The organism is Streptomyces coeruleofuscus, assembly GCF_039532725.1.
GTDB lineage: Bacteria > Actinomycetota > Actinomycetes > Streptomycetales > Streptomycetaceae > Streptomyces > Streptomyces coeruleofuscus.
This window is the reverse complement of the sequence record NZ_BAAASE010000005.1, coordinates 460981-486935: the sequence shown is the minus strand read 5'-3', so window position 1 is coordinate 486935 and position 25955 is coordinate 460981. Positions and strand designations below refer to the sequence as shown.

Annotated in this window: 15 protein-coding genes; 4 read left to right on the top strand and 11 right to left on the bottom strand. The window is 69.3% G+C overall.

Annotated elements, in window-relative coordinates; translation table 11 throughout:
- Positions 1-2: 2 nt before the first annotated feature.
- From ABFX81_RS21660 to ABFX81_RS21630, 7 genes are all read right to left on the bottom strand, one after another.
- Entirely contained in the window at positions 3-1451 is a 1449-nt protein-coding gene (locus ABFX81_RS21660; RefSeq protein ID WP_346138509.1) for an alpha-L-fucosidase, read from the bottom strand.
- An 11-nt stretch (positions 1452-1462) separates the two neighbouring features.
- Entirely contained in the window at positions 1463-3613 is a 2151-nt protein-coding gene (locus ABFX81_RS21655) for a GDSL-type esterase/lipase family protein (RefSeq protein WP_086849231.1), read from the bottom strand.
- A gap of 9 nt (positions 3614-3622) precedes the next feature.
- A complete protein-coding gene (locus tag ABFX81_RS21650) occupies positions 3623-4843 on the bottom strand; it encodes an SGNH/GDSL hydrolase family protein (RefSeq protein ID WP_346138508.1) in 1221 nt (406 codons plus the stop codon).
- 26 nt (positions 4844-4869) lie between these two features.
- Positions 4870-8505, bottom strand: coding sequence for a beta-galactosidase (locus ABFX81_RS21645; protein ID WP_086849228.1), 3636 nt, complete (start codon positions 8503-8505; stop codon positions 4870-4872).
- A complete protein-coding gene (locus ABFX81_RS21640) occupies positions 8502-10370 on the bottom strand; it encodes a glycoside hydrolase domain-containing protein (protein WP_086849226.1) in 1869 nt (622 codons plus the stop codon). The genes ABFX81_RS21645 and ABFX81_RS21640 overlap by 4 nt, the downstream gene beginning before the upstream one ends.
- 109 nt (positions 10371-10479) lie before the next feature.
- The gene (locus ABFX81_RS21635) at positions 10480-13503 is read right to left on the bottom strand and encodes a TIM-barrel domain-containing protein (protein WP_346138507.1); all 3024 of its coding nucleotides are present in this window, start codon (positions 13501-13503) and stop codon (positions 10480-10482) included.
- Positions 13504-13858: 355 nt separating this feature from the next.
- Positions 13859-14755: an SIS domain-containing protein gene (locus tag ABFX81_RS21630; protein ID WP_086849224.1), complete on the bottom strand. Its 897-nt coding sequence runs from the start codon at positions 14753-14755 to the stop codon at positions 13859-13861.
- A gap of 175 nt (positions 14756-14930) precedes the next feature.
- On the opposite strand from ABFX81_RS21630, the gene ABFX81_RS21625 reads away from it, so the two are divergent.
- The 3 genes from ABFX81_RS21625 (at position 14931) to ABFX81_RS21615 (ending at position 18084) form a co-directional block, all read left to right on the top strand.
- Positions 14931-16211, top strand: a complete 1281-nt coding sequence (locus tag ABFX81_RS21625) for an extracellular solute-binding protein (protein WP_346138506.1) — start codon at positions 14931-14933, stop codon at positions 16209-16211.
- Between the two features lie 26 nt (positions 16212-16237).
- Positions 16238-17185 carry a carbohydrate ABC transporter permease gene (locus ABFX81_RS21620; RefSeq protein WP_346138504.1) on the top strand — a complete coding sequence of 316 codons (948 nt, stop codon included), beginning with the start codon at positions 16238-16240 and terminating at the stop codon, positions 17183-17185.
- A 71-nt stretch (positions 17186-17256) separates the two neighbouring features.
- Positions 17257-18084 carry an ABC transporter permease subunit gene (locus tag ABFX81_RS21615; protein ID WP_086849220.1) on the top strand — a complete coding sequence of 276 codons (828 nt, stop codon included), beginning with the start codon at positions 17257-17259 and terminating at the stop codon, positions 18082-18084.
- A 62-nt stretch (positions 18085-18146) separates the two neighbouring features.
- Here ABFX81_RS21615 and ABFX81_RS21610 read toward each other — a convergent pair whose 3' ends face one another.
- A complete protein-coding gene (locus tag ABFX81_RS21610) occupies positions 18147-18935 on the bottom strand; it encodes a DeoR/GlpR family DNA-binding transcription regulator (protein WP_086849218.1) in 789 nt (262 codons plus the stop codon).
- Between the two features lie 188 nt (positions 18936-19123).
- Between ABFX81_RS21610 and ABFX81_RS21605 the strand changes: the two genes are divergently transcribed.
- On the top strand, positions 19124-19966 hold the full coding sequence (locus tag ABFX81_RS21605) for a ketose-bisphosphate aldolase (RefSeq protein WP_086849215.1): 843 nt from the start codon (positions 19124-19126) through the stop codon (positions 19964-19966).
- Between the two features lie 93 nt (positions 19967-20059).
- On the opposite strand, the gene ABFX81_RS21600 is transcribed toward ABFX81_RS21605, so the two are convergent.
- The 3 genes from ABFX81_RS21600 to ABFX81_RS21590 all read right to left on the bottom strand — a co-directional run bounded on the left by ABFX81_RS21600 (position 20060) and on the right by ABFX81_RS21590 (position 25626).
- Positions 20060-21973 (bottom strand): glycoside hydrolase family 5 protein, encoded by a 1914-nt coding sequence (locus ABFX81_RS21600; RefSeq protein ID WP_346138503.1) that lies wholly within the window; start codon positions 21971-21973, stop codon positions 20060-20062.
- Between the two features lie 467 nt (positions 21974-22440).
- Positions 22441-23664 carry a metallophosphoesterase gene (locus ABFX81_RS21595; protein ID WP_086849210.1) on the bottom strand — a complete coding sequence of 408 codons (1224 nt, stop codon included), beginning with the start codon at positions 23662-23664 and terminating at the stop codon, positions 22441-22443.
- A gap of 483 nt (positions 23665-24147) precedes the next feature.
- A complete protein-coding gene (locus tag ABFX81_RS21590) occupies positions 24148-25626 on the bottom strand; it encodes a non-reducing end alpha-L-arabinofuranosidase family hydrolase (RefSeq protein ID WP_346138502.1) in 1479 nt (492 codons plus the stop codon).
- Between the last annotated feature and the right edge of the window lie 329 nt (positions 25627-25955).

Genomic DNA, 25955 nt, shown 5'->3' with positions numbered 1-25955 from the left:
GGTCACCGCGCCCAGTCGACGGTGAAGACGTTGGCGATGCGGCTGGGAAGGGAGGACGGCACGGTGATGTTGATCTTTCCGTCACGGCGGGTCCACCTCAGACTGCCGCTCGTGCCGAGCAGCTGGATCCGGGACGTGGCGCTGATGGGGATGTCGCCGGGCACCGAGAGGGTGCCGCTGGGCGCGCCCAGCACGATGATGTTGAACTTGCCCGGGGAGACGGTGTAGCGGATGCCGAGCGCACTGCCCTCCTCCTCCGCTCGCACCCAGGGCGTCGACCCGTAGATCGCGGGGCCGTTGACCTTCAGCCAGGCGCCGATGTCCTTCAGCCTCTCCTGCATGATCTCGGGGATCGTGCCGTCCGCCCTGGGGCCGATGTTGAGCAGCAGGTTGCCGTTCTTGCTGACCACGTCGGCGAGCAGTTGGATCAGGAACTCGGAGGTCTTGTAGTCCTCGTCCGGCTCGTGCTTGTTGTAGCCCCAGGAGTAGCCCATGGTCATGCAGCACTCCCACTTCTGCGGATCCATCGTGGGGTTGGTGCGCTGCTCGTACGTCGCGAAGTCGAAGTGGGTGTCGAACCGGTCGTTGATCACCACGCCCTTGGGGCGCTCACGGTTCTTGGCCTGGTTGTAGTAGTGGGCCATGGGTTCTTCGCTGCGCCACGGCGGGTTGCCGGTGGGCCGGAACCACTGACCGTCCGCCCACAGCAGCTCCGGGTCGTAGCGGTCGATGATCTCGTAGAGCTGCTTGAGCTCGTAGTCGCCGATGTAGTCCTCGACCGGCTTGTAGCCGGTCATCGGGATCTCCTCGTCGGTGTAGAAGTTGCGCATCGGCCGGCCGATCGCCGGGTTGAAGTACTCGCCGAGCGAGTAGTACAGGCCCGGGCGCACGGTGCCGCGTCTGCGGGCCGCGGTCATCAGCTCACCGACGAGGTCGCGCTTCGGGCCGTACGCCACGGAGTGACGGTCCGTCACCTTGCTGGGGCAGAGGGCGAATCCGTCGTGGTGCTTGCTGGTCAGCGCGAAGTACTCGGCGCCCGCCTGCTCGAACAGCTTCACCCAGGCGTCGGGATCGTACTTCTCGGCCTTGAACTGCGGGATGAGGTCGTCGTAGGTGACGTCCTCGCCGTAGGTGTCGCGGTGGTACTTCCACTCGGCGGTGTCCTTGGTGCTCTGGTACCAGAGGTACCACTCCGAGGCGCTTCTCGGCGTCGCTCCGGCGATCACCGAGTAGATGCCCCAGTGGACGAAGATGCCGAACTTGGCGTCCTTGTACCAGCGCGCCACGGGATGGGTGTCGAGGGACGCCTTGGTGGGCTGGTAGTCGGGTATGCCGGAGCCGCCCGGCACCGCCGCGCCGGCCAAGGCCTGGGCGGTCCCCGGCGGGGCGAGGAGCACGGCGCCGCCGACGGCGGCCGCCGTGGTCATGAAGTGCCTGCGATTGATTGACATGGGGAGACCTCTTACGGGGTGGTGGAGAAGGAGTCGAACAATGCGGTGGTGGTCTGGCCGGGGTAGTTGAGGTTGACGGCGCTCGCGACCATCCCGGCGTCCCCGGTGCCGCTCGCCGACGGCACGGTGGCTGCCGCGACCTGCTGCCAGGCGGTGCCGTCGGAGCTGGCGTACGCGGTGTAGGCGGAGCCGTCGCGGACGAGTTTCAGCCAGGCGGGGTGGTACGAGCTGCCACCGCCGGCCCAGGTGTCGAGCCTGCCGTCGCCGTCGCTGTCGGTCAGGAACTCCAGGCCGAACTGCGCGGACATGGTGAGCACGGCGTAGCCGCCCTTCTCGGGCGCGGTCAGGTCGTTGGCGACGGCGATCCCGGCCTTCGCGGACGGGCCGCTGCCCGTCTGACCGACGACCCGGGCGGTCACGGTGCCGGAGGGCGGCGCGGCGTCGGCGAGGTAGACCGCCGCCTTCTCGTCCTTCCAGCCGGACAGGTCCTGGCCGCCTGCCCAGATGGCGAACTGGTCGCCGTTCTGGGCGTATCGGGCCTCCTCGGTCGTGGTGGCCGTCGTCAGATACGGACGGCTCACCTCTGACGGAACGGGGGTCACCGTCGCGTCCACGCTGTCGGAGTCGCGGCGAGTCCGGCCGTCCTGGACGAAGGAGGTGCGTACGCCGATCTCGTGGGTGCCCCAGGCCGCGTCGACCGCGGGGGTCACCGTCCAGGTGACCGCGGCGCTGTCACCCGGGGCGAGGGAGCGGGTCCGCGCACTGCCGGCCGGTTCGGCGGACCAGCCGTCGGGGAGATCGAGGCGAGTGCTGACGTCGGTGACCGCTTCGGTGCCGGTGTTGGTGACGGTCGACGTGATCTGAGTGCCGTCGCCCCCTGCTTGCAGGGTCGGCCGGTACGGGGTGAGCCGCACGCGGGCCGACGGGCAGTCGCGGGCCGCCCCGAGGGTGGTGAGGTCGACCGCGTCGGCGAACGCCTTCATGCCGGTGTCATTGGGGTGCAGATGGTCACCGGAGTCGAACGCGGCGGCGTACCGGGTGGGGTCGTCCGGGTCCCGTACCGCCTTGTCGAAGTCGGCGTAGTCGTCGAAGACGCCACCGGAGTCGCGGACGAACGCGTTGACCTTCTGCCGGTCGGCCTCCTTGGCCTCGGTCCACCAGTCGCCCCAGCCGCGATACGGCACGACGGTCGCGCCGATCAGACGCAGCCCACGGGCGTGGACACGGCGCGCGATCTCCTTCATGCCGTCGATCACCTGGTCGCCGGTGGCGCCGCCCCAGCTGAGGTCGTTGACGCCCTCGAACAGGACCACCGTCCGGGCGCCCGGCTGCGCCAGCACATCGCGTTCCAGCCGGTCCAGCGCCGACGGGTTGCCGTCGACACCGGCCGTGATCCGGTTGCCGCTGATGCCCTCGTTCAGCACCCCGGCGGTGGACGTGCAGGCCGACAGCCGCCCCGCCAGATAGTCGGGCCAGCGCCGGTTGGCGTTCGCCGTGGAGGACGCCCCGTCGGTGATGGAGTCGCCGAGCGCCACCACGGCGCCCGCCGTGTCGCTGCCCTGTACGTCGACACCGGTCAGGAACGGGAAGGTGGAATCGGTTCTGGTGAAGGCGTCCCCGTCGGCGTCCGCAGCGTGGTCGCCGCCGCCGTCGGGCGTCCAGTAGACGGTCTGGAGGCCCATCCAGTGCTGGCTGATGTGGGTGAGCCGGCCCGGGAAGTACAGGCTGACGACCAGGTCGCTGCGGGCGGGCACGGTGAGCTGGACCTGATCGCTGGCCGCCTGCTCGCCGGCCGGAATCGTCACCTGTCCCTTCCCTCCGAACCGCAGCCGCTGCGGCTTCGTGACGTCGGAACCACCATCACGAAGCCCGACGGTCGCGTGCCCGATCGTCACCGGCTCGGTGGTGAAGCCGTTGGTCAGGCGGATGCGTACGCTCGACCCGCCGGCGCTCACCCGCACCGGTATCCGCACCGTCACCTCCGAGGTGCCCGGGTCGTACGAGGCGTGCTGCGCGGTCGCCCAAGTCCCCGTCCACCCCGGCGGCGTGGTCGCGGCCGCGGCCGGCGCCGCCGGTAGCAGCGCGGCCAGGGTCGCCGCCACGGCTGTGGCCAGGGCCGCGAATCTTCGGCGTCCACGCAGGTGTTCAAGCGTTCTGGACACGGGTCCTCCTCAAGAGCACGGGCGGCCGAGGCCGAGCGCGGTCAGATCGATGGAGTCGGCGAACGCCTTCATCCCGGCGTCGTTGGGATGCAGATGGTCACCGGAGTCGTATGCCGCGCCCAGCCGGCGCGGGTCCGCCGCATCCCGGACCGCCCGGTCGAAGTCGGCGTAGTCGTCGAAGACCCCGCCGGAGTCCCGGACGAACGCGTTGACCTGCTGTCGCCGCGCCTCGGTCTCCTCGCTCCAACCGCCCCAGGTGAAGTCCTTGTACGGGGTGATCGTGGCGCCGACGACCCGCATCCCGCGCTGGTGCGCCCGGTCGGCGATCTCCGTCATCCCGGCGATGATCTGCTCGGCACTCGCCCCGCCGAGATCGTTGATCCCCTCGAAGAGGATCAGGGTCCGCGCCCCCGGCTGGGAGAGCACGTCCCGCTCGAGCCGGTCCAGGGCCGAGGGGTTCGTCGCGGTCCCGGCGGTGATCCGGTTGCTGGTGATGCCCGCGTTGAGCACTCCGGCGCCGGGCAGGCAGGCGTTCAGCCGGGCGGACAGCAGGTCGGGCCAGCGCTGGTTGGTGTCGGCCGTCGAGAAGGACCCGTCGGTGATCGAGTCGCCGAGCGCCACCACCGACCCCGTTCTCGGCGCGGTCACGTCGACGCCGCTGAGGAACGGCCAGCTCTTGGTGGTCCAGGTGTAGGCGTCGCCGGAGGTGTCGGCGGCGTGGTCGCCCGCCCCGTAGTCCGTCCAGTACACGGTCTGCTGCGCCCACCAGTGATCGGTGATGTGCGTGACTTGGCCGGGCAGATGGAGACTGACGACCAGGTCGGCCAGGGCCGGAACGGCGAGTCCGACCGGGTCGCTGACAGCCTGGCCGCCCGCCGGGATGGTGACCGCGCGCTTCCCGCCGAACCGCACGTCGTACGGGCGGGCCACGGCGGAACCGCCGTCGCGCAGGCCCACGGTCGCGTGCCCGATCGTCACCGGGTCGGTGGCGTAGGCGTTGGTCAGGCGGATGCGTACGGACGAGCCGCCGACGCTGGTGTGCACCGGCATCCGCACCGTCACCTCGGACATCCCCGAGACCTCGTAGTGCTCGCTGGCCGCCGTCGCCCAGGTCCCCGTCCAGGCGCGCCGGTCGTCCTGCTGACCGGCCTCGGCGGGCGCCACCATTCCGGCCACGACGGCCGAGACCGCCAGGAGCAGAGCCGCGAGCCAACCGCGTTTCCCGTGCATGTGACGCCCCTTGCCCAGGCCGGGCATCAGGCACCGCCACAGGTCAGCTTGGCCCCGGCCCAGTCGGCGTGGTCCGAGGAGACATCGCCGTCCCCGTCGACCAGCAGGTCCAGCCAGCGTGCTCCGGTCACGTCCACGTCGATGCCGGTGCCGCCGTCGGAGCCGCGCACCACCGGGGTTGTGGCGAGGGAGCGGCCGTCGGCGATCACCTTGAAGGAGACGCTGCCGCCGTCGCCGACCTCGTCGTCCACCCCTGCGGTGGCGGTGAAGCGGGTGCAGCCGCCGCCGAGATAGACCCGGACCTGGCTGTTCGCGTGCACGCCGAGTCCCTTGTCGTAGGTGGTGCCGCCGATACTCAAGGGGCGACCGTCACCCGCGCCGTTCTCCCCGTTGGAGGTGTCCTTCTCCACCGGACCCCAGCCGTTGACCGCCTTGACCAGGGTCAGGTCGCTCACATAGGCGTCGGCGGACAGCCCCGGCGGTGGCACCTGCACGGCCCGGACACCGGTGACGGTGCCCGGGTGGCCGGGCTGGGTGAGCTTGGCGGTCGCGGACAGCACGGCGTAGTGGACCGGGTCGGCCGGTGGAGTGACGGTGTAGTCCGCGGTCACGGTGTCGCCGGGCCGCACCTGGTCAAAACGGGTGGTGTCGTCGGTGGTCGCGGTCCAGCCGTCCGGGACCTTCAGCGCCAGCTCGACCTTCGAGGCGGTCGGCGCGTCCTTCGGCACGCCGAGGGTGACGGGGACCTTCGCGGCGGTGCCGGTGCCCAGGAACGGCTCGGCGTCGACGGTGACCCGGGCGCCGGAGACCGGCATGGCGTACGTCGTGGCGTTGTACGAGGGCGCGGCCACCGTACCGACCTTGATACCGCCCGCCGAGGCGCCGAGGTCGACGAGCTTCGCCGAACCCGGGCCCGCGCCGGCCTTGGTGGACCAGACGGCCAGGGCGATGGTGTTGGTGCCCTGCTCGCGCAGGATGCCCTTGGGGATGACGAACCGTGTCTGCGGTCCGGTGTCCGGCAGATAGCGGCCGATCATCCAGCCGTTGACGAAGATCTGCGCGCGGTAGCCGGTATCGCCGCCCGCGGCCTCGGCCAGGTCCAGCGCGACCGCGTTGTCCTGGCCCTGGGGGAGGTCGAGCCGCGCGGAGGTGCGGTACCAGCGCACGCCGGGCCCGGTCCTCCCGGACTGCCCGGAAAGGGTGGTGCTCTTCCAACCGCCGTCGGGGTAACCGGGGAGGGACCAGCCGGCCCGTTCCCCGTACAGCCCGCCGTTGTTGTACGCGCCCCGGGCGGTGTCGACCGGGTCCTCGCCGCCGCGGCTGCCCTGGATCTTCCAGGTGAAGGTGGAGGCCCCGCCGATCACCTCGGCACCGAGCAGACCTCGCGGCTCCTTGGAGTAGTCGTGACCCCATTCCTCGTTGTGGCCCGCGTTCTCCACCAGGACGGAGAGGACGTTGTCCCCGCTGTCCTTCAACGTGTCCGCCGGGATGTCGAAGGTGTGCGCGCCGTTGCCCGAGCTGCCGAGGTAGCGGCCGTTGAGCCAGACCGCGTACTGGCCGGTGTTACCGGTTTTGGCGTCGAGTGCGAGCGCGGTAGCGGCACCGGTGGTCTTGAACCGGCCGCGGTACCAGACGTTTCCGTGGTGGTAGCCGTACTCGTCCATCGCGAGGACCGGCAGCGACCCGGCCAGCTCCGGGTTGTTGGCGGTGAGGTGGCCGGCGGTGGTCCAGGTGGAGTCGTCGAAGCCGGGGGCGGACTCCGGTGCCTCCTCCTTGTACTTCCACGTCGTCAGCGCCGGCAGCTGGACCGGGCGAGGCGCCTGGGTGACGGCGACCTCGCTGCCGTTCCAGGTCACCTTCTTGGCGTCCGCGATGACCTCGATCTTCGCGGCCTTGGTGGAGTCGCCGGTCAGCTTCAGGGTGCCGTCCGCCAGTTCGGCCGTACGGACGAGGGACGGGCCGCGTACGAGGACCGGTCCCGAGGCGGTGTCCTGGCGCCACCAGTGGGCTGTCTCGGCGGTGTCGGCGATCAGCAGTTCCATGCCGTTCACCAGCACCCGGGCCAGGCCCTTGTGGGTGTAGTTCAGGCGCAGGTCGCCGCGTTCGGCGTCCCAGGTGGTGGTGACATCGCCGTCGAGGACCTTGACCTCGGGCCGCTCTGCGTACCGCAGCACGGTCTCGCCGGCCTCGCCCTCACGCCCGTACAGCAGGGCCACGTCCCGGTCGGCGATCCGGGCGTGCGTCATGATCTCCGAGGTGGAGTAGACGAGGCGCTGCTTCTCACCCAAGTCGTAGCCGGCCACGAGGAGTTTCGCGTCTCGGCCGTCCACGGTGATCGTTCCCTGCTGCGGTACGCGCGGGTAGTCGCCGTCCTTGCCCGAGAGGGACAGGGTGGTCTCATCCTTGTCCTTCACCCGGGTGTCGGCGTGCCGCACGGTGAAGAACTGGGTGCCGTCGTCGGGGTTGACGCGCCGGTCGATGCGCAGGGCGTCGTCGGACGGGACGGGTGCCTCGGCCTTGTCCGTGCGCGCCAGCGGGGTCACGGAGTTGACCATGTATCCCAGGCGCTTGAACTCCTGGTATTTCTCCGTCAGTTGGCGGGACTCGTTGATCGGGGCCCCGTAGTCGTACGACGTGTAGACCGCGTTCGGGTCGGCGAGCCAGCCCCAGTTGGTGCCGCCGTACGTCATGTAGAAGGACTGGCCGCTCACCCCGGCGGCGATGTTCATCTTGCTGAACACTCGGGTGAAGTCGGTGCCGGTGAGTTTCGCGCAGTCCTGGTATCCGGTGCCGCCCCAGGGGTCGAAGGCGCCGCCCTGTGCCTCCGGGATGATCAGCGGTGACTCGGGCTTCCACTCGTTGACGTACGAGTAGTCGGGCAGGTTCCTCCAGGTGTCGGGGTCCTTGCAGTCGAAGCCCTGCGGGTAGGCGTCGAAGCCGTAGATGTCGGGGGCGCCCTTGCCGCTGACCCAGTTCTGGTTGGCGCCGCCGTCGTTGACGAAGGTCGGGACGTCGATGCCGTCCTGCTTCGCCCAGTCGATGAGGGTCTGCATGTAGTCGGCGTCCTCGCGACCGCCCTGGTACTCGTTCTCGACCTGATAGAGGATCACGTTGCCTGTTCCGCGCGTGAGTTGGTGCCGCGCGATGATCGGGTTGATCCGGCTCATCCACTCCCGGGCCGCCTTCAGGTACTCCGGCTCGGAGGTGCGGTTCACGCCGGCCTGCGTCTTGCGCCAGGCGGGCATGCCGCCGCCGGAGACCTCCGCGTTGATGTACGGGCCCGGGCGGGCGATCACGTACAGGCCCGCGCGCTCGGCCTCGTCGAGCAGCCGCTCCACGTCACGGGTACCGGTGAAGTCGTAACTGCCCGGCTTGGGGGAGTGGTAGCCCCAGTCGAAGTAGAGCGAGACCGCGTTGAACCCGCCCGCCTTGATCTTCTGCAGGACATCGCGCCACGCGTCCGGGCTGGGCAGCCGGAAGTAGTGGAACTCGGCGCCCCAGATGTACAGGGGTTTGCCGTTGACCTTGACGGCGTACCGGTCGTAGGTGACGGTGTGCGGGGCCTTCGGCTCCGCCTCGGCCGGTGCCGCTACCCCCGCGCCGGCCAGAGGCATGACGGTCAGCGCTCCGGCGAGCAGCAGAGATCTCCACTTGCCCTTCATGAGGTCAGCCCCTTCACGACTGCCGCCCGCGCGGTCTCGATGTCGCGCACGTCCTTCGTCCGGCCGTCGAGGTTCCGGGTCGCGGTGGTGAGGGCCTCGGTCAGGGCGTCGCTGTCGGCGCCGCCGTCCTTCTTCCGCAGCTGGGCGATGAGTTCGTAGTCCTCGATGCCCTCCTTCAGCTGCTCCCAGCGGATGCTGGACATCGGGCCGTCCTTGCCCGGGTAGACCAGGTACTCGTCGCCCTGGGTGAAGATGTGCACGGGCTGGTTGAAGGGGTCGCTGGTCCAGCTGTTGTACGACCAGCGCAGGAAGCCGTCCAGGTTCCGCTGGGCGGAGATCCACGGCAGCATCCGCGACTCGACGGCGGGCGAGAACGACAGCGTGTTGGGGTGGGCCGGCGCGCCGTACACGTAGAAGGTCGTGATCTTGCCGGCCTTGCGACGCTCCGCCACCTTCTCCTTCGTCATGGCGTCGATGCCGCCCCAGTCGACGGACAGGTTGGACGCGACGCCTTCGGTGCTGATCGAACCGGCCACGGAGATACGGTCGTCGAAGGTCGGCGCGACCTCGTGGACGAAGTCCTTGACGACCGTCATCGTGTTGATGGGCCGCTCGTCGAAGGACAGCCAGGTGTTCTCCAGCCAGCCCTTCTCCTTCAGGTGCTTCTCGAAGGCGGGAAGGAACGCTCCCCATGCCTCCCGCCAGCGGGCGCCGCCCAGATCGACGTTCTCGTAGACGGTCCTGCCGGTGCTGGTGTCGGTGTAGGTGAGGTGTTCCTGGTCCTGGAACGCCAGCATGGAGAAGGCGCCGATGTCGGGCCCCAGGCCGGCGCGTCTGGCGGTCTGGACGTACTTGTCCCAGCGGCTGAAGTCGAAGGAGAACGTCTTTCCGTTCCAGCTCCAGCCCACCATGCTGCCGTACGGCGTGGCCGTCTGCGACTCCCGGGTGCCGAGTGACCATTGGTGGTGCCAGGGGTTGTCGACGATGGTCGTGTTGATGACCTTCTGGCCGCGCGACGCCAGGTCGCGGTTGTACTTCTCGATCAGCTTCCAGTGGTCGTCGGACCAGAGCTTGACGCCGTGGTTCTTGGCGATCGTCTCCGGTTGCGCCCATACGTCGAGGAAGAACTTGTAGTCCTTCGGGGCGGGCACGCTCGCGTCGGCGACCTCGATGGTCAGCGGGTAACTGGCCTGGGTGCGGCCGTCGGCGTTGACCTTGACCGTGCCCGTGTAGGTGCCGGGTCTCGCATCGTCGGGGATGTGGAAGGTGAACCACAGCGGCTGCGCCGCGTACGCCGGTACGTCCACGGAGGACCGCTCCTCGAGCGCGTCGCCGACCACGTCGGGGTTGCGGTCGCCGGACACCTCCTTGCCGGAGCTGACCTGGTCGATGGTGGCGGACCAGTCGACCTCGCTCTTGGAGCGCTGCACGGGCACGTACTTGACGAACCGGACCTGGGTGTCGGCACCGGACAGCTTCGCGCCGCCGGGCCCGGTGAGGTCGCCGACCACGGCCTTGACGTCGTCGAGGTTCTGGCCGGAGGCGATCGCCAGCTGCGCCGAGACCTGTTCGTTGCGCACGGCGGAGAGCTTGAGCTGCTTGGTGTCCTTGCCCTGGATGGTGGTCATCGGGTAGCGCGGGACGCGTTCCTCCGCGGAGCCGGCGAAGGAGCCGGTGGGAACCCAGGTGATGGTGTCCCTGGTGCCCATGGCGTCGGCGACCTTGACGGTCAGCCAGGTGGTGGTGGCCTTGGAATCGACGTCGGTGCCGGTGGTCGTCGTACCGGTCACGGCGATCGCGGTGGTACTGGCGGCCACGACCACGCCCGCTACGAAGCCGGCGACAGCTGAGGATGTACGTGCCATGGGGTGGGTTCCAATTCTCACGGCTGTGCAGGGACTGGTCCCCGGCAGGCCCCAGGTGGTGGGGGGCCTGCCGGGAAGCGGGGGGTGGCGGTGGTGCCGGACCGGCGTGTCAGGAGGTGACGGAGAATCCGCTGAAGACGGCTTCGATGTTCTCGCCGGGGTAGTTGACGTTGGCCGCGCTGGCGACCATCCCGGCGTCACCGGTGCCGGTGGCCGACGGCACCTGGGCGGTGCCGACCTGCGACCAGTTCTCGCCGTCCTTGCTGGCGTACGCGGTGTAGGTGGCGCCGTCCCGGGTCAGCTTGAGATGGGCCGGGTGGTAGGTGGAGCCACCGCCCGCCCAGGTGTCGAGCTTCCCGTCGCCGTCGCTGTCGGTCATGAACTCCAGTCCGTAACTCTGGGTCATGACCAGCACCGCGTAACCGCCCTTCTCGGGCGCCGTCAGGTCGTTGGCGAGGGCGACACCGGCCTTGCCGACCGGTGAGGCGCTGTCCTGGGAGACCAGCTGGGCCTGCACGGTGGCCTTCTCCCCGGCCGCGTCGTCGCGGTAGATGACGCCCTTCTCGTCCTTCCACCCGGACAGGTCCTGGCCGCCCGCCCAGATGGCGAACTGGTCGCCGGCCTGGGCGTACTGAGGATCCTCGGAGGTGGTGTCGGCCGTCAGATACGGCTCCTGCACGCTGCCCGGGGCGGCCTTCACCTGCGCCTGCACGGTGTCGGACACCTTCGTCGATCCGTTGTAGGTGGCCGTGCCGGTGAGGTTGTGGCTGCCCCATCGGGCGTCGTCGGCCGGGGTCACCGTCCAGGTGGTGGTGAGGGTGGCGCCGTTCTTGAGCGAGACCGCTGTGGTCGGGCCGGTCGCCTTCGCCGTCCAGCCCTCGGGCAGGTCCAGTGCCGCCTTGGTGTTCTCGATGGTCCGGGCGCCCCAGTTGGTCACCTCGGTGGTCACCTCGAACGGCTTGCCGGCGTCGGTGGACGGGGCGTCCGGGGTGATCAGGACGGAGGCGGCCGGAGCGTCGTCGCGCTTGAGCGCCTCGATGGCCTTGTCCGCTCCCTCGGCCTTGAGGTCGACGAAGGCCGGGGTGACGCCGAGCGGCGCCGCGTACCCCTTCAGGGTCTTGGGGCCACGGATCACGGTGCCCTGGTTCACGTCGTACCAGGTGCCCGGCGGCAGATGGATCGAGCGGGTGGCGCCGGTGCTCAGCTTGGGCGCGGCCAGCACGGCCGGGCCGAGCATCCACTCGTCGGTGACCGTGTAACTGGCCTCGTCCTTCGGGAAGTCGAAGAACAGCGGCCGCATGATCGGATCGCCGGTCTCCAGGGTGTTCTGCACCTGGTCCCAGATGTAGGGGGCGAGCTTCTCGTGCGTCTTGATCGCCTGCCGGTAGAGGTCGACCGTCTCCTGGTCGTAGTCCACCTTCTGCCCGGTGGTGGTGTCGTTGGTGTCCACCGGGGAGGTCGAGGCGTACATCAGCGGCATGAGTGAGGCGGACTGCGCCCACCGCACCAGCACGTCCTTCGACGGTGCGGGCTGGCCGCCGGAGCCGCCGATCATGTCGGACTCGACGAACGGGTAGCCGATGGTGGAGATGGCCAGGTTCTGGGTGGCGGAGGCGCGCAGGGAGTCCCAGCCGGTGCCCTTGTCGACCTGGCGGGTGACGAAGCCCGCCTCGTGCGCCGTCTGGTTCCAGTGCACCCGGATGCCCGCGCCCTGGAGGTCGAACTCGTCGGCGAGCTGCGTGCCGAGCTTCTGGTAGTCCGTGGCCTGGTGGCCCTCGCGCGGCGCGCACTTCTCGTCGAAGAAGCGGGTGTCGAACTTCAGCCCGTCGATGTCGTACGTGTCCATCAGCTTCTTGAGGTTGCCCTCGTACCAGGCCTTGGCGTCCGGGTTCGCCAGGTCGATGATCCCGGCCTGCCCGTTCCACCAGGTCACTTCACACGGCTTGCTCGTGTCCTTGGCGTCCATGAGCAGATAGCCGTTGTCGACCGCGTACTGGTAGTTGTCGGAGTCCAGGTTGATCCACAGGGTGACCCAGATGCCGAAGTCGAACCCCATGTCGTGGATCTTCTGGGAGAGGCCCTTGGGATCGGGGAAGGTCTTGGGATCCCAGGTCAGATTGCCGTAGTTCGACTCCCACTTGTCGTCGAGCTGGATGGTGTGCCCGTCCAGACCGTTGTCGTGGAGGTCGGTGGCGTAGTCGAGCAGTTTCTCCTGGTCGATCTTGGTGTAGAACTGCGCCCACGAGTTCCACAGCGGCTTGGCGTACTGCTCGTACGTGGCATCGGACTTGGCCGGCTTGCCGACGATGCCGATGTAGTCGCGGTAGACCTCCAGCGGGGTCGACTCGACGAACACGGTGGCCTTGTAGGTGTCGGGCGACTCGACGGTGAAGGTGCCGAGGCCGTCCTTGCCCTTGTTGAGCCGCACGTCCATGACATCCCCGGTGTCGACGCGCAGACCGGTCGACTTGGAGGTGTACCAGAACGGGTCGATCATGTTGTACGAGGCAGGGCCGAAGGTCTCGTGGTCGACCTCACCGGCGTCGAGGGGCCAGGGCTGGTTGACGCCGGGACCGCCTTGGGGGGTCTCCGCCTCGCCGTGGCCGTACCAGTGGCCGGCCGATGACAGGTCGTAGGCGAGGCCCAGTTGCTTGGGTTCGCCACCGCGGACGTCCCAGTCGAGTTGGTAGCGGTCGGCGCGGGGGGTGATCCGGGCCTCCACCGTGGCGCCGTCGAGCGTGCTGTCGGCGGTGACCGTCAGGACGCCGTTCTTCCACGTCCAGTCCGTGACGTCGGTCGCGTGCTGCCACGTGCCGTCGGCCGCGGTGAAGCGCAGGGCGCCGGTGTCGCCGGAGGCGGTGGCGAGCACGGTTTTCCCGGCGCGGCGTGTGGTCAGGGCGAGTTCGTCGGTGGCCACGCCGAGGGTGTAGCCGGGGGCGCCGGCGGAGGCCGGCACGGAGACCGTGACGGCGTCCGCGGTGCGGGCCACCTTCGGCTCGTCAGTGGTGCTTGCGGTGGGGCGGGCGTCGGCCGTGGCCCCGGCGGGGGAGCCGGTGACGGGCGCCGTCAGCAGGGCGGCGGTCAGCGCGGCTGCGAGCAACGGGCCGCCGGGACTGCTCAGTCGGGGGTGCACTCGTGTCCTCCTGTCGGACAGGACGGTGACTCAGGAGCGGCGGTGCGTGGTGCCGGTGGCGTGCGCAGTGCACGGTCACGAGGAAGCGCGGTGCCGGGCGGGCTTGCGATCTGCTTGAAACTGCGTGCCGATGCAAGATTCCAACTGATTTCGCTCATGCTCTTGCGGTAATCGCCACCTGTCAACATGTGGGGCATGCGGCTTCCGGGGTGCTTGAAGCGTTCTCCTGGAGCGGCTGTTGTCCCTGGTGGCGGTAGCTCCGGGATCCCGCCGAGACACCTCGGCGGGACCGGAAACCGTTCGTAACAGACAGGTAAATTCTGTGAACCCCGGGATCCTTTCCGGGGATGCCTGGTCAGGCCAGGATCACCGAGCGGGTCAGGTGGCGTGGATTGTCCGGGTCGAGACCGCGTGCCGAGGCGAGGGCGGCTGCCAGTCGCTGCACCACGACGAGGTCCGCCAGTGGGTCCCGGCCGAGTGCCACCAACTGCCCGCCGGTGCGGGCGATGTCGTCGGCGAGACCGGACGGCAGGGCGGCCGGGTCCCCGAACCACCACGCCACACGGCCGGGTCCGGTGACGCTGATCGGGCCGTGCCGGTACTCCATCACCGGGTAGGCCTCCGTCCAGGCGGAGGCGGCCTCGCGCATTTTCAGCGCCGCCTCCTGGGCGATCCCGTACGCCCAGCCCTTCCCCAGGAAGGTGAACTGCTCGGCCTCGAGCACCCCGGCCGGCATCGGGTCGTCCAGCGCCGAGTGCCCCTGCTGCGGCAGATGCCCCAGGTCCTCGCCCAGGTGCGCCCGCAGGAGGACCAGTTCCGCGCTGGCGAACCGGGTCTGGACGACCGAGGTCTCGTCGGCGAAGTCGAGCGCGACGACGGCGTCCGCCAGCTCGCTCACCGGCGCCTCCGGTACCGCGGTCACCGCGGTCGTCGGGGTGCGCCCGCGGAGCCGGCGGAGCAACTCCAGCACCTCGGTCGTCGTGCCGGACCGGGTCAGCGCGACCACCCGGTCGTAGGCGCGCCCCGCCGGTATCTCGGAGGCGGGGAAGGCGTCGGTCTCGCCGTGGCCGCCCGATTCCCGCAGTGCCGCGTAGGCCTGGGCGATGAACCACGACGTCCCGCAGCCCACGACGGCCACCCGCTCGCCGGGCCGGGGCAGCGCGGCGGCGGGGCCGTCGGGCTGCCGGGCCAGTGCCACGGCCTGCCGCCAGCAGTCGGGCTGGGTGGCGATCTCTATCTCGGTCTGACTCATCGGGAGGTCTCCCCTCTCAGGCGCACGGCGTGACCGATGCGTCATGCGGCGGCTCTTGACACCGTGTGCGTTTCCTGGAGCATCATGTCGTTCAGTGATTGATAGCACCTAGATTCGAGCATAAACAAGCAAGCGGGCACGCAATCAGGCGAGCACGCGCTGGACGAAGCACGCCATGCGTGCGGAGAGGTACACCGTGAAACGGCACCTCGCAGGCCTCGCCGGTGGACTGGCCCTGGCACTGGCCCTCACCGGATGCGGCAAGGGCAGCTCCTCGGACAGCGGCGGATCCGACGGCAGGACGATCAAATTCGTCGCCGCGAAGTACGACGACGACACCCAGGCCTACTGGACCGCGCTGATCAAGGACTTCGAAGCCGCCAACCCCGGCTACAAGGTGAATCTCGAAGTCGTCGACTGGGAGCAGATGGACTCCAAGGTCAAGACGTACGTCCAGACCAAGCAGGTCCCCGACGTCCTCAACTACAACAAGTTCTCCGACTTCGCTCGCGACGGCCTGGTCCACAAGGCGCAGGACGTCGTCTCACCCAAGGTGCTGACCGACTTCCTGCCGCTGTTCAGGCAGAAGGCGCAGTACAAGGGGGCCCAGTACGGTCTGCCCTTCATCTCCAGCGCGCGCCTGTTCTTCTACAACAAGGACATCTTCGCCAAGGCGGGCATCACCCGGCCGCCGTCCACCTGGGCCGAGGTCGAGGCCGACGCCAAGAAGATCAAGCAGGCCGGTTACATCGGTCTCGGGCTGCCCCTGGGCCCCGAGGAGGCCCAGGCCGAGTTCCAGATCTGGGCGATGAACAACGGCGGCGGCTGGACCGACGCCTCGGGCAAGTGGGCCGTCGACCAGCAGGCCAACGTCGACACGCTCACCTATCTGCGGAAACTGACGAAGGACAAGCTCACCCAGCCCAACCCGGAGGCCACCAACCGCAAGGACGTCTTCAACCAGTTCGCGCAGGGCAAGATCGGCATGCTGAACGGTGCGGTCTTCATGCGGAAGGGCTTCATCGACCCGGTCGACGCGAAACTGAACTACGGCGTCGCGGCCCTGCCCAGCAAGGACGGCAGTACCCACAAGACGCTCGGCGTGCAGGACTACCTCGTCGCGTTCAAGAAGAGCGACGGGTCGAACAAGGCTGCCGTGAAGAAGTTCCTCGACTTCTTCTACCAGAAGGAGAACGCCGCCGAGTTCGTCTCCACCGAGGGGTTCCTGTCGGTCACCAGGTCGGCCGGTGAGGTGCTCAGTTCCGACAGCCAGAACGCCGCCTACTACAAGCCGTTCGTCGACGCCCTCTCCAGCGCCGAGTTCGCCCCCACCGACGACCCCGCATGGGCCGCGGTCGACGGCGCCGTGAAACAGCGCATCGGCACGGCGGTGGCGGGCGGAGACCCGGCGAAGGTCCTGGGCGAGATCCAGAAGACCGCACAGAAGGGCGACTGACCCCGGTGGCCGTACACGATGTCACCGTGAGCGCCGCCGGGGCCGAGAACCCGGCCCCGGCGGCGCCACCGCCGCCGCCCTCGCCGCGCCGCGGCCGCAGGACATGGCGCGCGCTGGAGCCACTGTTGTGGCTCGGTCCCGCCACCCTCCTCATCCTGACCATGGTCGTCTGGCCGGTCGTCGAGATGATCCGTACGTCCCTGACGCGGGTGAGCTCCACGGGTCTGTCCCAGGGGTTCGCCGGAGTCCGCAACTACACCGACCTGTTCGCCGAGGGCGACCTGCCCGGAGTGCTGCTGCGCACCGTCGTGTGGGTCGTCGGGGTCGTCACCGTCACGATGGTGGTCTCGCTCGGCCTGGCTCAACTGCTGAACTCCAAGTTCCCCGGGCGCCGGCTGGTGCGGTGGGCGCTGATCGTGCCCTGGGCCTCGTCCGTGCTGATGACGGCACTCATCTGGCGCTGGATGCTCAACAACTTCTACGGCGTGATCAACCGGCTGCTCATGGACCTCGGCGTCCTGGACGCGCCCGTCAACTGGCTGGCCAACCCGGGGCAGGCCCTGGTCGCGATGATGGGCGTGGCGGTGTTCGTCTCGCTGCCGTTCACCTCGTTCGTCCTGCTGGCCGGCCTGCAGAGCATTCCGGCCGAGGTGTACGAGGCGGCGCGGGTGGACGGCGCCGGCCCGCTCCGCGGCTACCTGGGCATCACCCTGCCACTGCTGCGGCCCGCACTGGTGGTCGCCGCGATCATCAACGTCATCAACGTGTTCAACTCGTTCCCCATCATCTGGGCCATGACGCGCGGCGGCCCCGGCTTCGCCACCGACACGACCACCACCTACCTGTACAAACTCGCCTTCGACAACCAGTCGGTGGGGGAGTCGGCCGCCATGGCCGTCGTCAACTTCGGGCTGATCCTCGCTGTGGTGCTGGTCTATCTGCGCGTCGTCCGCCGACAGGAGGACACCCCGTGAGCAGGACCGCCGTCATCCCCCGCAAAGCCGCACACCGCAAAGCCGCGCCGCGCAGACCGCGGCGAGGACCGATGAAGTTGCGCACCGTCCTGCTCACCGCCGTCGGATGGCTGGTGGCGCTGGCGTTTCTCGCACCCTACGCGCACATGCTGCTGACGGCGCTCAAACCGACGCCCGAACTGATGAAGTCCCCGCCGTCCTATCTGCCCTCCCAGTGGGAGTGGTCGAACTTCACTCACATCTGGTCGCTCACCGACCCGCGCGTCGCGGACGCGCTGATGTTCTCGCTGTACGTCGCGGGGGCCTCGACGCTGCTCGCCCTGGCCGTCGGGATGCCCGCCGCGTACTACACCGCCCGGCACCGCTTCCGTGGGCGCGGTGCCTTCCTGCTGCTCGTACTCGTCACCCAGATGTTCGCTCCCACCGCGCTGCTGGTCGGCATCTACCGGGAGATGGTCAGCCTCGACCTGACCGACACCGCTGAAGGCCTCATCCTGGTGAACGCGGCGTTCAACCTGCCGTTCTGCGTGTGGATCCTCAACGCGTACTTCGCGAGCATCCCCCGGGAGCTGGAGGAGGCGGCCTGGCTCGACGGCACCGGGCGGCTCGGCTCCCTCACCCGTGTCGTCCTGCCCCTCGCGATGCCCGGTGTGGTGACCGCGCTCGTCTACACCTTCATCAGCGCGTGGAACGAGTACGTGGTGGCGCTCACCGTCACCTCGTCCAGCGACCGGATGACCCTGACCAAGGCGATTCCCGGCTTCGTCACCTCGTACCACGAGCAGTGGCAGTACCTGTTCGCCACGTCGCTCGTCGCGATCGTGCCCGTGGTGGTGCTGTTCGTCTTCGTGGAGCGCCACCTCGTCGCGGGCCTGACCGCGGGCGGCGTCCGGGGATGACACCGGGATGCGCATCGGAGCCGAGGCCGTGGCCGGGAAGGCCACGGACGCGGCGTGCGGTGTCAGGCGCGGATGACCTCCACACCGGCCGCCGTGAACGACTCGGTCAGCTCGTCCGAGGCGCCCTTGTCGGTGACCAGGACGTCGATGTCCTCCACCGGGCAGATGCGGGCGAAGGCCCGCCGGTCCAGCTTGGAGGAGTCGGCGACCGCGACGACCTGCTGCGCGCGGCGGGCCAGCGCCCGGTTGATGCTGGCCTCCCCCTCGTGGTGGGCGGTCGCCCCGTGGGCCACGTCGATGGCGTCCACCCCGATGAAGACCTGGTCCAGTGCGATCTCCGCGAGCAGTTCGGTGGCCAGCGGCCCGATCAGCTCGTAGGACGCCGGCCTGGCCACCCCGCCGGTCACCACGAGCTTCACGTGGCGCCGTACGACCAGTTCGTTGGCGATGTTCAGGGCGTTGGTCACCACGGTGACCGCCGTCTCCGCGCCGCCGGAACTCAGGTCGGCCCGGGTGGCCAGGGCCCGCGCCACCTCGGTGGTCGTGGTGCCGCCGTTGAGCCCCACCACGGCGCCGGCCTTGACCAGCCCGGCGGCCGCGTCCGCGATCCGCTCCTTCTCCGGAGCCTTGCGCGCGGCCTTGTAACGCAGCGGCAGGTCGTAGGCGATCGCGTTGATCACGGCGCCGCCGTGCGTGCGGGTGACCATCTGCTGGCGGGCCAGCTCGTCGAGGTCGCGCCTGATCGTCGCGGCGGAGACCCCCAACTCCTCGGCAGCCGGTTCGACTTCGATCCGTCCGTCGCGCGTCAGCATCTCCAGCAGCGCGCTCCACCGGGCCTGTGGTGCCGCCATGTCTCACAACTCCCTGTCGGTGATGTGCGCCCCGATGTGCGCACCTCCATGAAACCACAGCGCTTGATTGGGTGTTTTATGGTCCACAAACGAGCAGAACCATGCACGTTTCGCAAGTCGATGCCGCTGCCGCTGTCCCTGCCCCTGCGGCTGTCGCGGCCCTCGTGTACCTCCACAGGAGGCCGTCCGTGCCGCTGACTCCGACCGCCGACGTGGTGAGCTCCGCGTGCCGCGAGGGACGGGCCGTCGGCGCGTTCAACGTGATCACGCTGGAGCACGCCGAGGCCGTGGTCACCGGGGCGGAAGCCGCGGGCCGCCCGGTCATCTGCCAGATCAGCGAGAACGCCGTGCGGTTCCACGGCGGCCGGCTCGCCCCGATAGCCCGCGCCACCGCCGCGCTCGCCGAGGCGGCCACCGTCCCCGTGGCCCTGCACCTCGACCATGTCACCGACGAAGCGCTGCTGCGCCGCGCCGCGGACTGCGGCTTCGGATCCGTCATGTTCGACGCGTCCGCGCTGCCGCACACCGAGAATGTCGCCGCCACGCGCGCCGCGGCACGGTGGGCACATGCCCAGGGTCTGTGGCTGGAGGCGGAACTCGGCGAGATCGGCGGCAAGGACGGTGTGCACGCACCCTCGGCACGTACGGAGCCCGATCAGGCGCGCGACTTCGTGTCCGCGACCGGGGTCGACGCACTGGCCGTCGCGGTCGGCAGCTCCCACGCGATGACCACACGTACCGCCCGGCTGGACCACGGTCTCATCGCCCGCCTCGCCAAGGCGGTCCCCGTGCCGCTGGTCCTGCACGGCTCGACGGGCGTGCCCGACGCAGAGCTCAGGCAGGCGGTGGCGTCCGGCATGGTCAAGATCAACATCGGTACGGCACTGAACGCCGCCTTCACCGGTGCGGTCCGCGACGCACTCGCCGGGGCACCCGCGTCGGTCGACCCCCGTCCGGCCCTTACCGCGGCGCGGCGGGCGATGGCCGAGGCCGTTACGTCGGCGCTGCGGACCCTGTCGGGCGACGGGTAGGGGACGAGACGAGCCGACCGGGTGCCGTAGGACCTGGCGGCGCCCCGAACCGCTCCGGGAGCCCGGGCACGATGGCCCTGATGACGCAGCAGCTCAGCGCAGTTTTCGGCAGTACAGCGCGTCCGGAGTCCGTGCTGAGCCCACCCGGCCCGTGTACGCGATCCCGGCCGCGTACTCGTCATCCGCGCACTGGCCCTTGAAGCGGCCCTGCGCGAAGTCGCCGCCTTTGGCGCCCGAGCCCCTGTTGTCGCCCCGGTCGAACCAGACGGTGCGGCCGCTCGTGCCGAGCCGGCCGACCGGAGCGGCCGCGCACAGGGCGGCGGAGACGGCGGAGCCGCGGACGCTGTAGCCCGTCAGGAAGTGGCCGTCGGGGCACTGGAGTTTGGTGTATCCGGACGCCCAGTCGTGGCCCGGCCTGACGTACCGGTCGTCGACGACCACGACGTGTCCGCCGGCCGGGTCCCACAAGGGGCCGGTGGACACGTCCGAGCACAGGCCCCGGCTGCCGGTGTGACTGAGGCCGACCAGCCGCTGCCCGTCGGGGCACACCGCTTTGCGGGCGCCGGAGTCCCAGTCGGGCAGGGCCCGTATCCGCCGCGACTGGACGAAGTCGCCGTGATCGGGGCTGAGCATCGACCAGTCCGCCACGGGCTCCACCGGGCCGGTGCGACCCTGGGCCCGGATGAGCCGGGTCCAGACGGCGGCCCGCCAGTCGTCGCCGTCGTACAGGCCCATGCGGCGGCCCTCGGCGTCCCAGTGCAGAAGGGCCCAGCCGTTGCCCTTGCGGTTCTCGTGCCAGCCGACGAGCGGCCAGTACGCGAAGTCGGCGTCGGTACGGATCAGATGGTCGACGAAGTTCCCGAACCAGGCCCGCTGCTTGTCACCGGTCTCTCCCCGGCCACCGACACCGAACTCGCTGATCCAGACAGGCGCGGTGAAGTGCCGGTCCGTCTCCGCGGTCACGAAGAAGGCCTGGCGGTCCAGCACCTTGATCAGTTCGGCGGGGCTCAGGTCGCGGTAGCGGGGGTCACTGGTCTCGCCCGTGCCGGTGGCGCCGCTGTGGTTGGGGCCCGTGTAGTCGTAGAAGTGAGCGGAATACACGAGCTTGCCGGAGTCGACAAGCGTGTGGGAGAGGCGGCGTACGGGCTCCAGCGTGGGGCGCTCGTGGGGGAGTCCGTCGACGGGGACACCGGTCCAGTTGATGCCCTCCACGATGATCAGGAGGTCGGGGTCGGCCTCCGTCAGGATGCGGTCACCGACGCGCTGGGAGGCGGCGAACCAGTCGTGGTTGTCACCGAGCCCCCAGTTGGGATCGTCCCAGACAGTGCGGCGCACCTCGTTGTAGAGGTCGGCGCCGACGACGCGTCGGTTGTCCCGGTAGCGGCGCGCCATGAAGAGCCAGTCGTTCTCCCAGGTCTCGGCGGACTGGCTCGCGTTCCAGCGTTCGTTGCCGTCGACTCCGCAGCACCAGCGTGTGGTGTTGGTGTGGTTGTTCAGGATCACCGCGAGCCCGGCGGCGGTGAGTTCCCGTACCACGACGTCGTACACCTGTAGTGGGGTCCTGCCGCGCAGGGAGGGATTGGCGGCCACGGAATCGTCCGTGACGGGACGGCTGTCGTGGACCATCTCGTTGGAGAAGGGCAGCCGGATGCTGTTGATTCCGATCTCCCGGAAGCCGGCGATGATCTCGGCCATGGGAGCACGGTCCAGGCCGAGCGGTATCCGGCCGGAGTTCTCCCCCGCGTGGTGGTTGGCGTCCTCGTCCGGGCTTCCCGAGCCGTTCCAGGTGCCGCTGGCTCCGTGCCAGTTGCCGGACCGCAGCTTGAAGCGGTCGCCGTCCGCGTCGACGATCCAGCGACCCCGCGTGCTGAGCGGCGGCGTCCAGTCCGACGCGGTCGCGGCGATATCGGGCCGGGCGCCGGCCTCGGGGGCGGGTTGTTGCCCGACGGCTGCCTCGGCCTTGGGTGCCAGGGGCACTACGAGGAGTGCGGCGGCCAGTGTGGTCATGGCCCTGATGAAGGATCCGCGCACGGTCACCACCCTGAGGCGTGCGTTGTCATGGCACCGTCATCATGGGCGACTGTGCGGAATTGGTCCAGTCCTGCGCGCGGGGGACCGCCGTCAGTGAAGCGCCTGAAGTTCGTCGGCCACCTCAGTCAGGTACCCGGCCAGGGTGCTGCCGTCGTCGTAGAGGTGGGAGAAGTCCTGCCGATTCCACGACCCGGCCAGCCCCGTCGAGGCGTCGATGAAGGTCCCGGTGAACGGGTCGTCAGGTTCGTCGGCGGTGAACGGGATCCATGTGGCCTCCCAGACCCCTGGGTGCTTCAGCAGGTCGTACGCATGCAGGGCCGACCATCACCTGCCCGCAACAGCGCTCACTGCTCCGCACAGTTAGGTCCGCGATTGGTCCGGAAGCACTGGTCAGGACGGGTACACCAGTGGGACGAATCGGGGAGTCGGGCTCGGTCGAGGTATCAGGCTGAGGGAAAGGCGCCTGACGGGGAGCGGAGCACGAGGAGGGTGATCTCGCTGGGGGCGAAGACGCGGAACGGCGGGCCCCAGAAGCCGGTGCCGCGGCTGGTGTAAAGGAGAGTGCGGGTGCCGTGGTGGCTGAGGCCGGCGACGGCGGGCTGGTCGATGCGGACCAAGTGGTGGAAGGGCCAGATCTGGCCGCCGTGGGTGTGGCCGGAGAGTTGGAGGTCGACGCCGTCGGCCGCCGCCCGGTCGACGAACTTGGGCTGGTGTGCCAGGAGCAGGACGGGTAGGTCGGGGTCGGCGCCGTTCAGGGCGTCGGCGAGGTGGGCGCGGTGGCCTGCCAGGCCGGAGGACTCGGCGGTGACGTCATCCACGCCGGCGACCACGAGGGTGTCGCCTCCGCGTTCGAGCAGCAGGTGGCGGTTGCGCAGGGGCTCCCAGCCCAGCTCGCCCATCAGGTCGACCCAGCCCTGGGCCTCGCTGTAGTACTCGTGGTTGCCGGTGACGTAGACCCGGGCCCGGGTGGCCCGCACGGTACCGAGTGGGAGGGCCTGGGCGCGGCGGCGTTCGGCCGTGCCGTCCGCGATGTCGCCGGTGTGGCAGACCAGGTCGGCTTCCAGCGTGTTCACCGTCTCGCACACCCGTTCCGACCAGCGAGTGCGATCGAGCGGGCCGTAGTGGGTGTCGGTGATGAGGACGACGCGGGTGCCGTCCAACCCGGCACCCAGCCGGGGGAGTTGCACGTCGAGCCGGCGCACGCGCGGCACGCGGCGGGCTTCGGCGTACCCCCAGGCGAGTAGTACGGCGGTCATGCCGAGGACGGCCCAGGTGACCATTCGGGCCCGGTCCTGACTCTCGCCGACGCCCGCCACGGTCAGGGCGAGCCGCAACAGGACGCCGATCAGAACGGACCAGGTGAACAGCACCCAGCTGGTGCCCAGCAGGGTGTCCCCGACGATCGCCGCCCGGTCCTGCTGGCGCCGGCCGTGGCCGCGCGCCATCGCGAGCGGCATACCGACGAGGCCGAGGGCGAACAGGGCGGTGCCGGCCAGCGTGACGGGCAGCGGCCAGTGCTGGCCGGTGTACAGGAGCACCCAGCAGGGCACGGTCCACAGCAGGACGGGGGCGATCAGGGGAAGGTAGCGCATCAGGCGGTGCAGTCGGCTCTGCCGCGGAGCTTGCGCTTCGCTGTCGGCGGATCGGGTGCTGCTGGTGTCGGTCACGCTTCCCCTCCCTGACCGGGCTGCCGTCTCGCGCACTGTATCCGGTCGCCCTCGGGGCGGCCGGACCGGCGTTCACGGGCGGGGCTCCTCGGGGCGAAGGGTTCTCCGCGAAACGGCAGGACTCCGCCGCAGACACCTCCCTCGGCATGAGCCGCGATCAGGGCGCTACCGCGCCGCGTGTACGAGCGCATCGCCGCCCACGACCCGAGCGGTGCGGCCGAGGCGATGTCCACCCCCATCACCAATGTCTGGCTCGTCCGCCGCAGCGCACCAGGCGACCCGGTGCGCCTGGACCGTTGGCAAGCGCCACCGGCGGCGGCACCGCACCGCTTTACGGGACGGCCCTCGGTCGGGTGAGCGTTGCCCGACCCCGCTCCCCGTCGCCGTATGAGCGCTGACGTTGTCGCGTGACGAGGGCGGGCTCGGCGTTCCGCCGAGCCCGCCACGCCGGCTCCATACCGGAGCCGGACCCGTGTCACGCCGTCAGCGCCGCAGTTTCAGCAGACCCGGACGGTAGGGCCAATGTCCGTATTCGCCGCCGGAGTTGGGGTTGCGTCCCTGGTAGAGGAGCTGCAGGTTGCAGGGATCGACGGTGAAGGTCTGATCGGCGCTGGTGCGGATCAGTTCGCCATGGCTGATGTCGTTGGTCCAGGTGGCGCCGCTGTTGGCCTTGCCGGCGAAGGGGTTGCTCTCGGTCGCGGCCTGGGGCGTCCATGAGCCGTTCAGACTGGTTGCCGTGAACGAGCGGAAGTAGCGGCCCTGCGAGCCGATCGCCTCGACGATCATGAGGTAGCGGTTCTGGCCCTGGAGCTTGTAGACCTGCGGGGCTTCGAACAGGTTGTTCTTCGTGTCGCTCATGATCGTCGTGTAGGTCGAGCCGAAACTGCTCGGGAAGTTCCCGATCGGCATGCTGGCCCGGTAGATCTTGCCGTTGTCACCGGCGAAGAACAGGTACATGTTCTGGCCGTCAGCGATGAGCGTCTGGTCGATGGGGCCGGTGTCGGAGCCGGTGATGCTTCCGGAGAAGAGCACCTTCTGTGCTGACCAGCCATTGGGGTTGGTGGGGTCGCTCGACGTCCGGTAGGAGAAGGCGCTCCCACCTCCCCACTGGTAGGCGAGCACCCAGATGTTCTTCGGCGCGAAGTAGAAGAGCGTGGGCGCGACGGTGGAAGTCGACATCGTGTTCTGGCTGGCCGAGGCCATCTCCGGCCAGTTGGTGAACAGGCCGAAGTTCATCGAACCCCAGCCCGCTCCCGTTCCCGCGGCGCCGTGCGTCGTCGCATAGACGAGATGCTTGCCGTTGTAGGGGGCGACGGTGAAGTCCTTGAGCGAGGCCCACCCGGCCTTGGGCTGCGCCAGCGCGCCCGTCGATGTCCAGCGGTACGTCGACGGAAGATCACACGTGCCGGGGTTGCCGCCGCCGACCCTGACGAGCTGCCACTGCTGGTTGGTGCCGCCCCAGTCGTCGTACTGGACGATGTTCCCGTTGTCGGCGGTGGAGGCGCCTTGTACTTCGAGAGCCTTGTTGCTGTGGCGCGAGATGAGCCGCACGTAGCCGTCCGAGCTGTCGGCCAGCCGCCACTGCTGGTTGGTGGCATTCAGGTCGGTCCACTGGACGATCGAGCCGCCGTTCGCGGTGGACCAGTTGTGGACGTCCAGCACCTTGCCCGAGTGGCGGGACTTGATGCGGTAGTAGCCGCCCCCGGAATCGACGAACTGCCACTGCTGCTGGGCCTGATCGTTCCTGGTCCACTGGGTGATGCGGGCGCCGTCGCCGGTCGCCATGTTGTAGACGTCCAGGGCCTTGCCGCTGTTGCGGTTGACCAGCACATACGAGGCGTTGGGGTCTACGGTCGCCGCGCCGGCGGGCTGGGCACCGAGGAAGGTGGCCACGAGCAGCAAGGGCGCAAGGACGGCGAGTAAGCGTCTCAGACGGACCGGGGACGGGTGGTGAAACCACATCAGAGGGCCTCCTTCGGGGGGCGGGGGTGAGGTGACCCCGATGAACCGCGGAGCGGACTGCCGGGGGCGGGGACGATCTCGAAACGTTTCGAAGAATTCCCGGAAGCGTTGACGCCACAAGCTAGGAATGTGGAGCCCTCTGGTCAAGGCCTGTAGCCGATCTGTCCACAAACAGCGCCTCGCCTCGGCCCTACGGCATCCGTCGATGTGGGCGCCGGGGGTTCGTCGTCCGGCCCGCCCGCTCCCGAATGTTTCGGAGCAGAAATCGAAACTTCTCCTGCGGGGAGTATTGACGATCCATCGTCAAAACCTCAATCATCCCTGTCTGA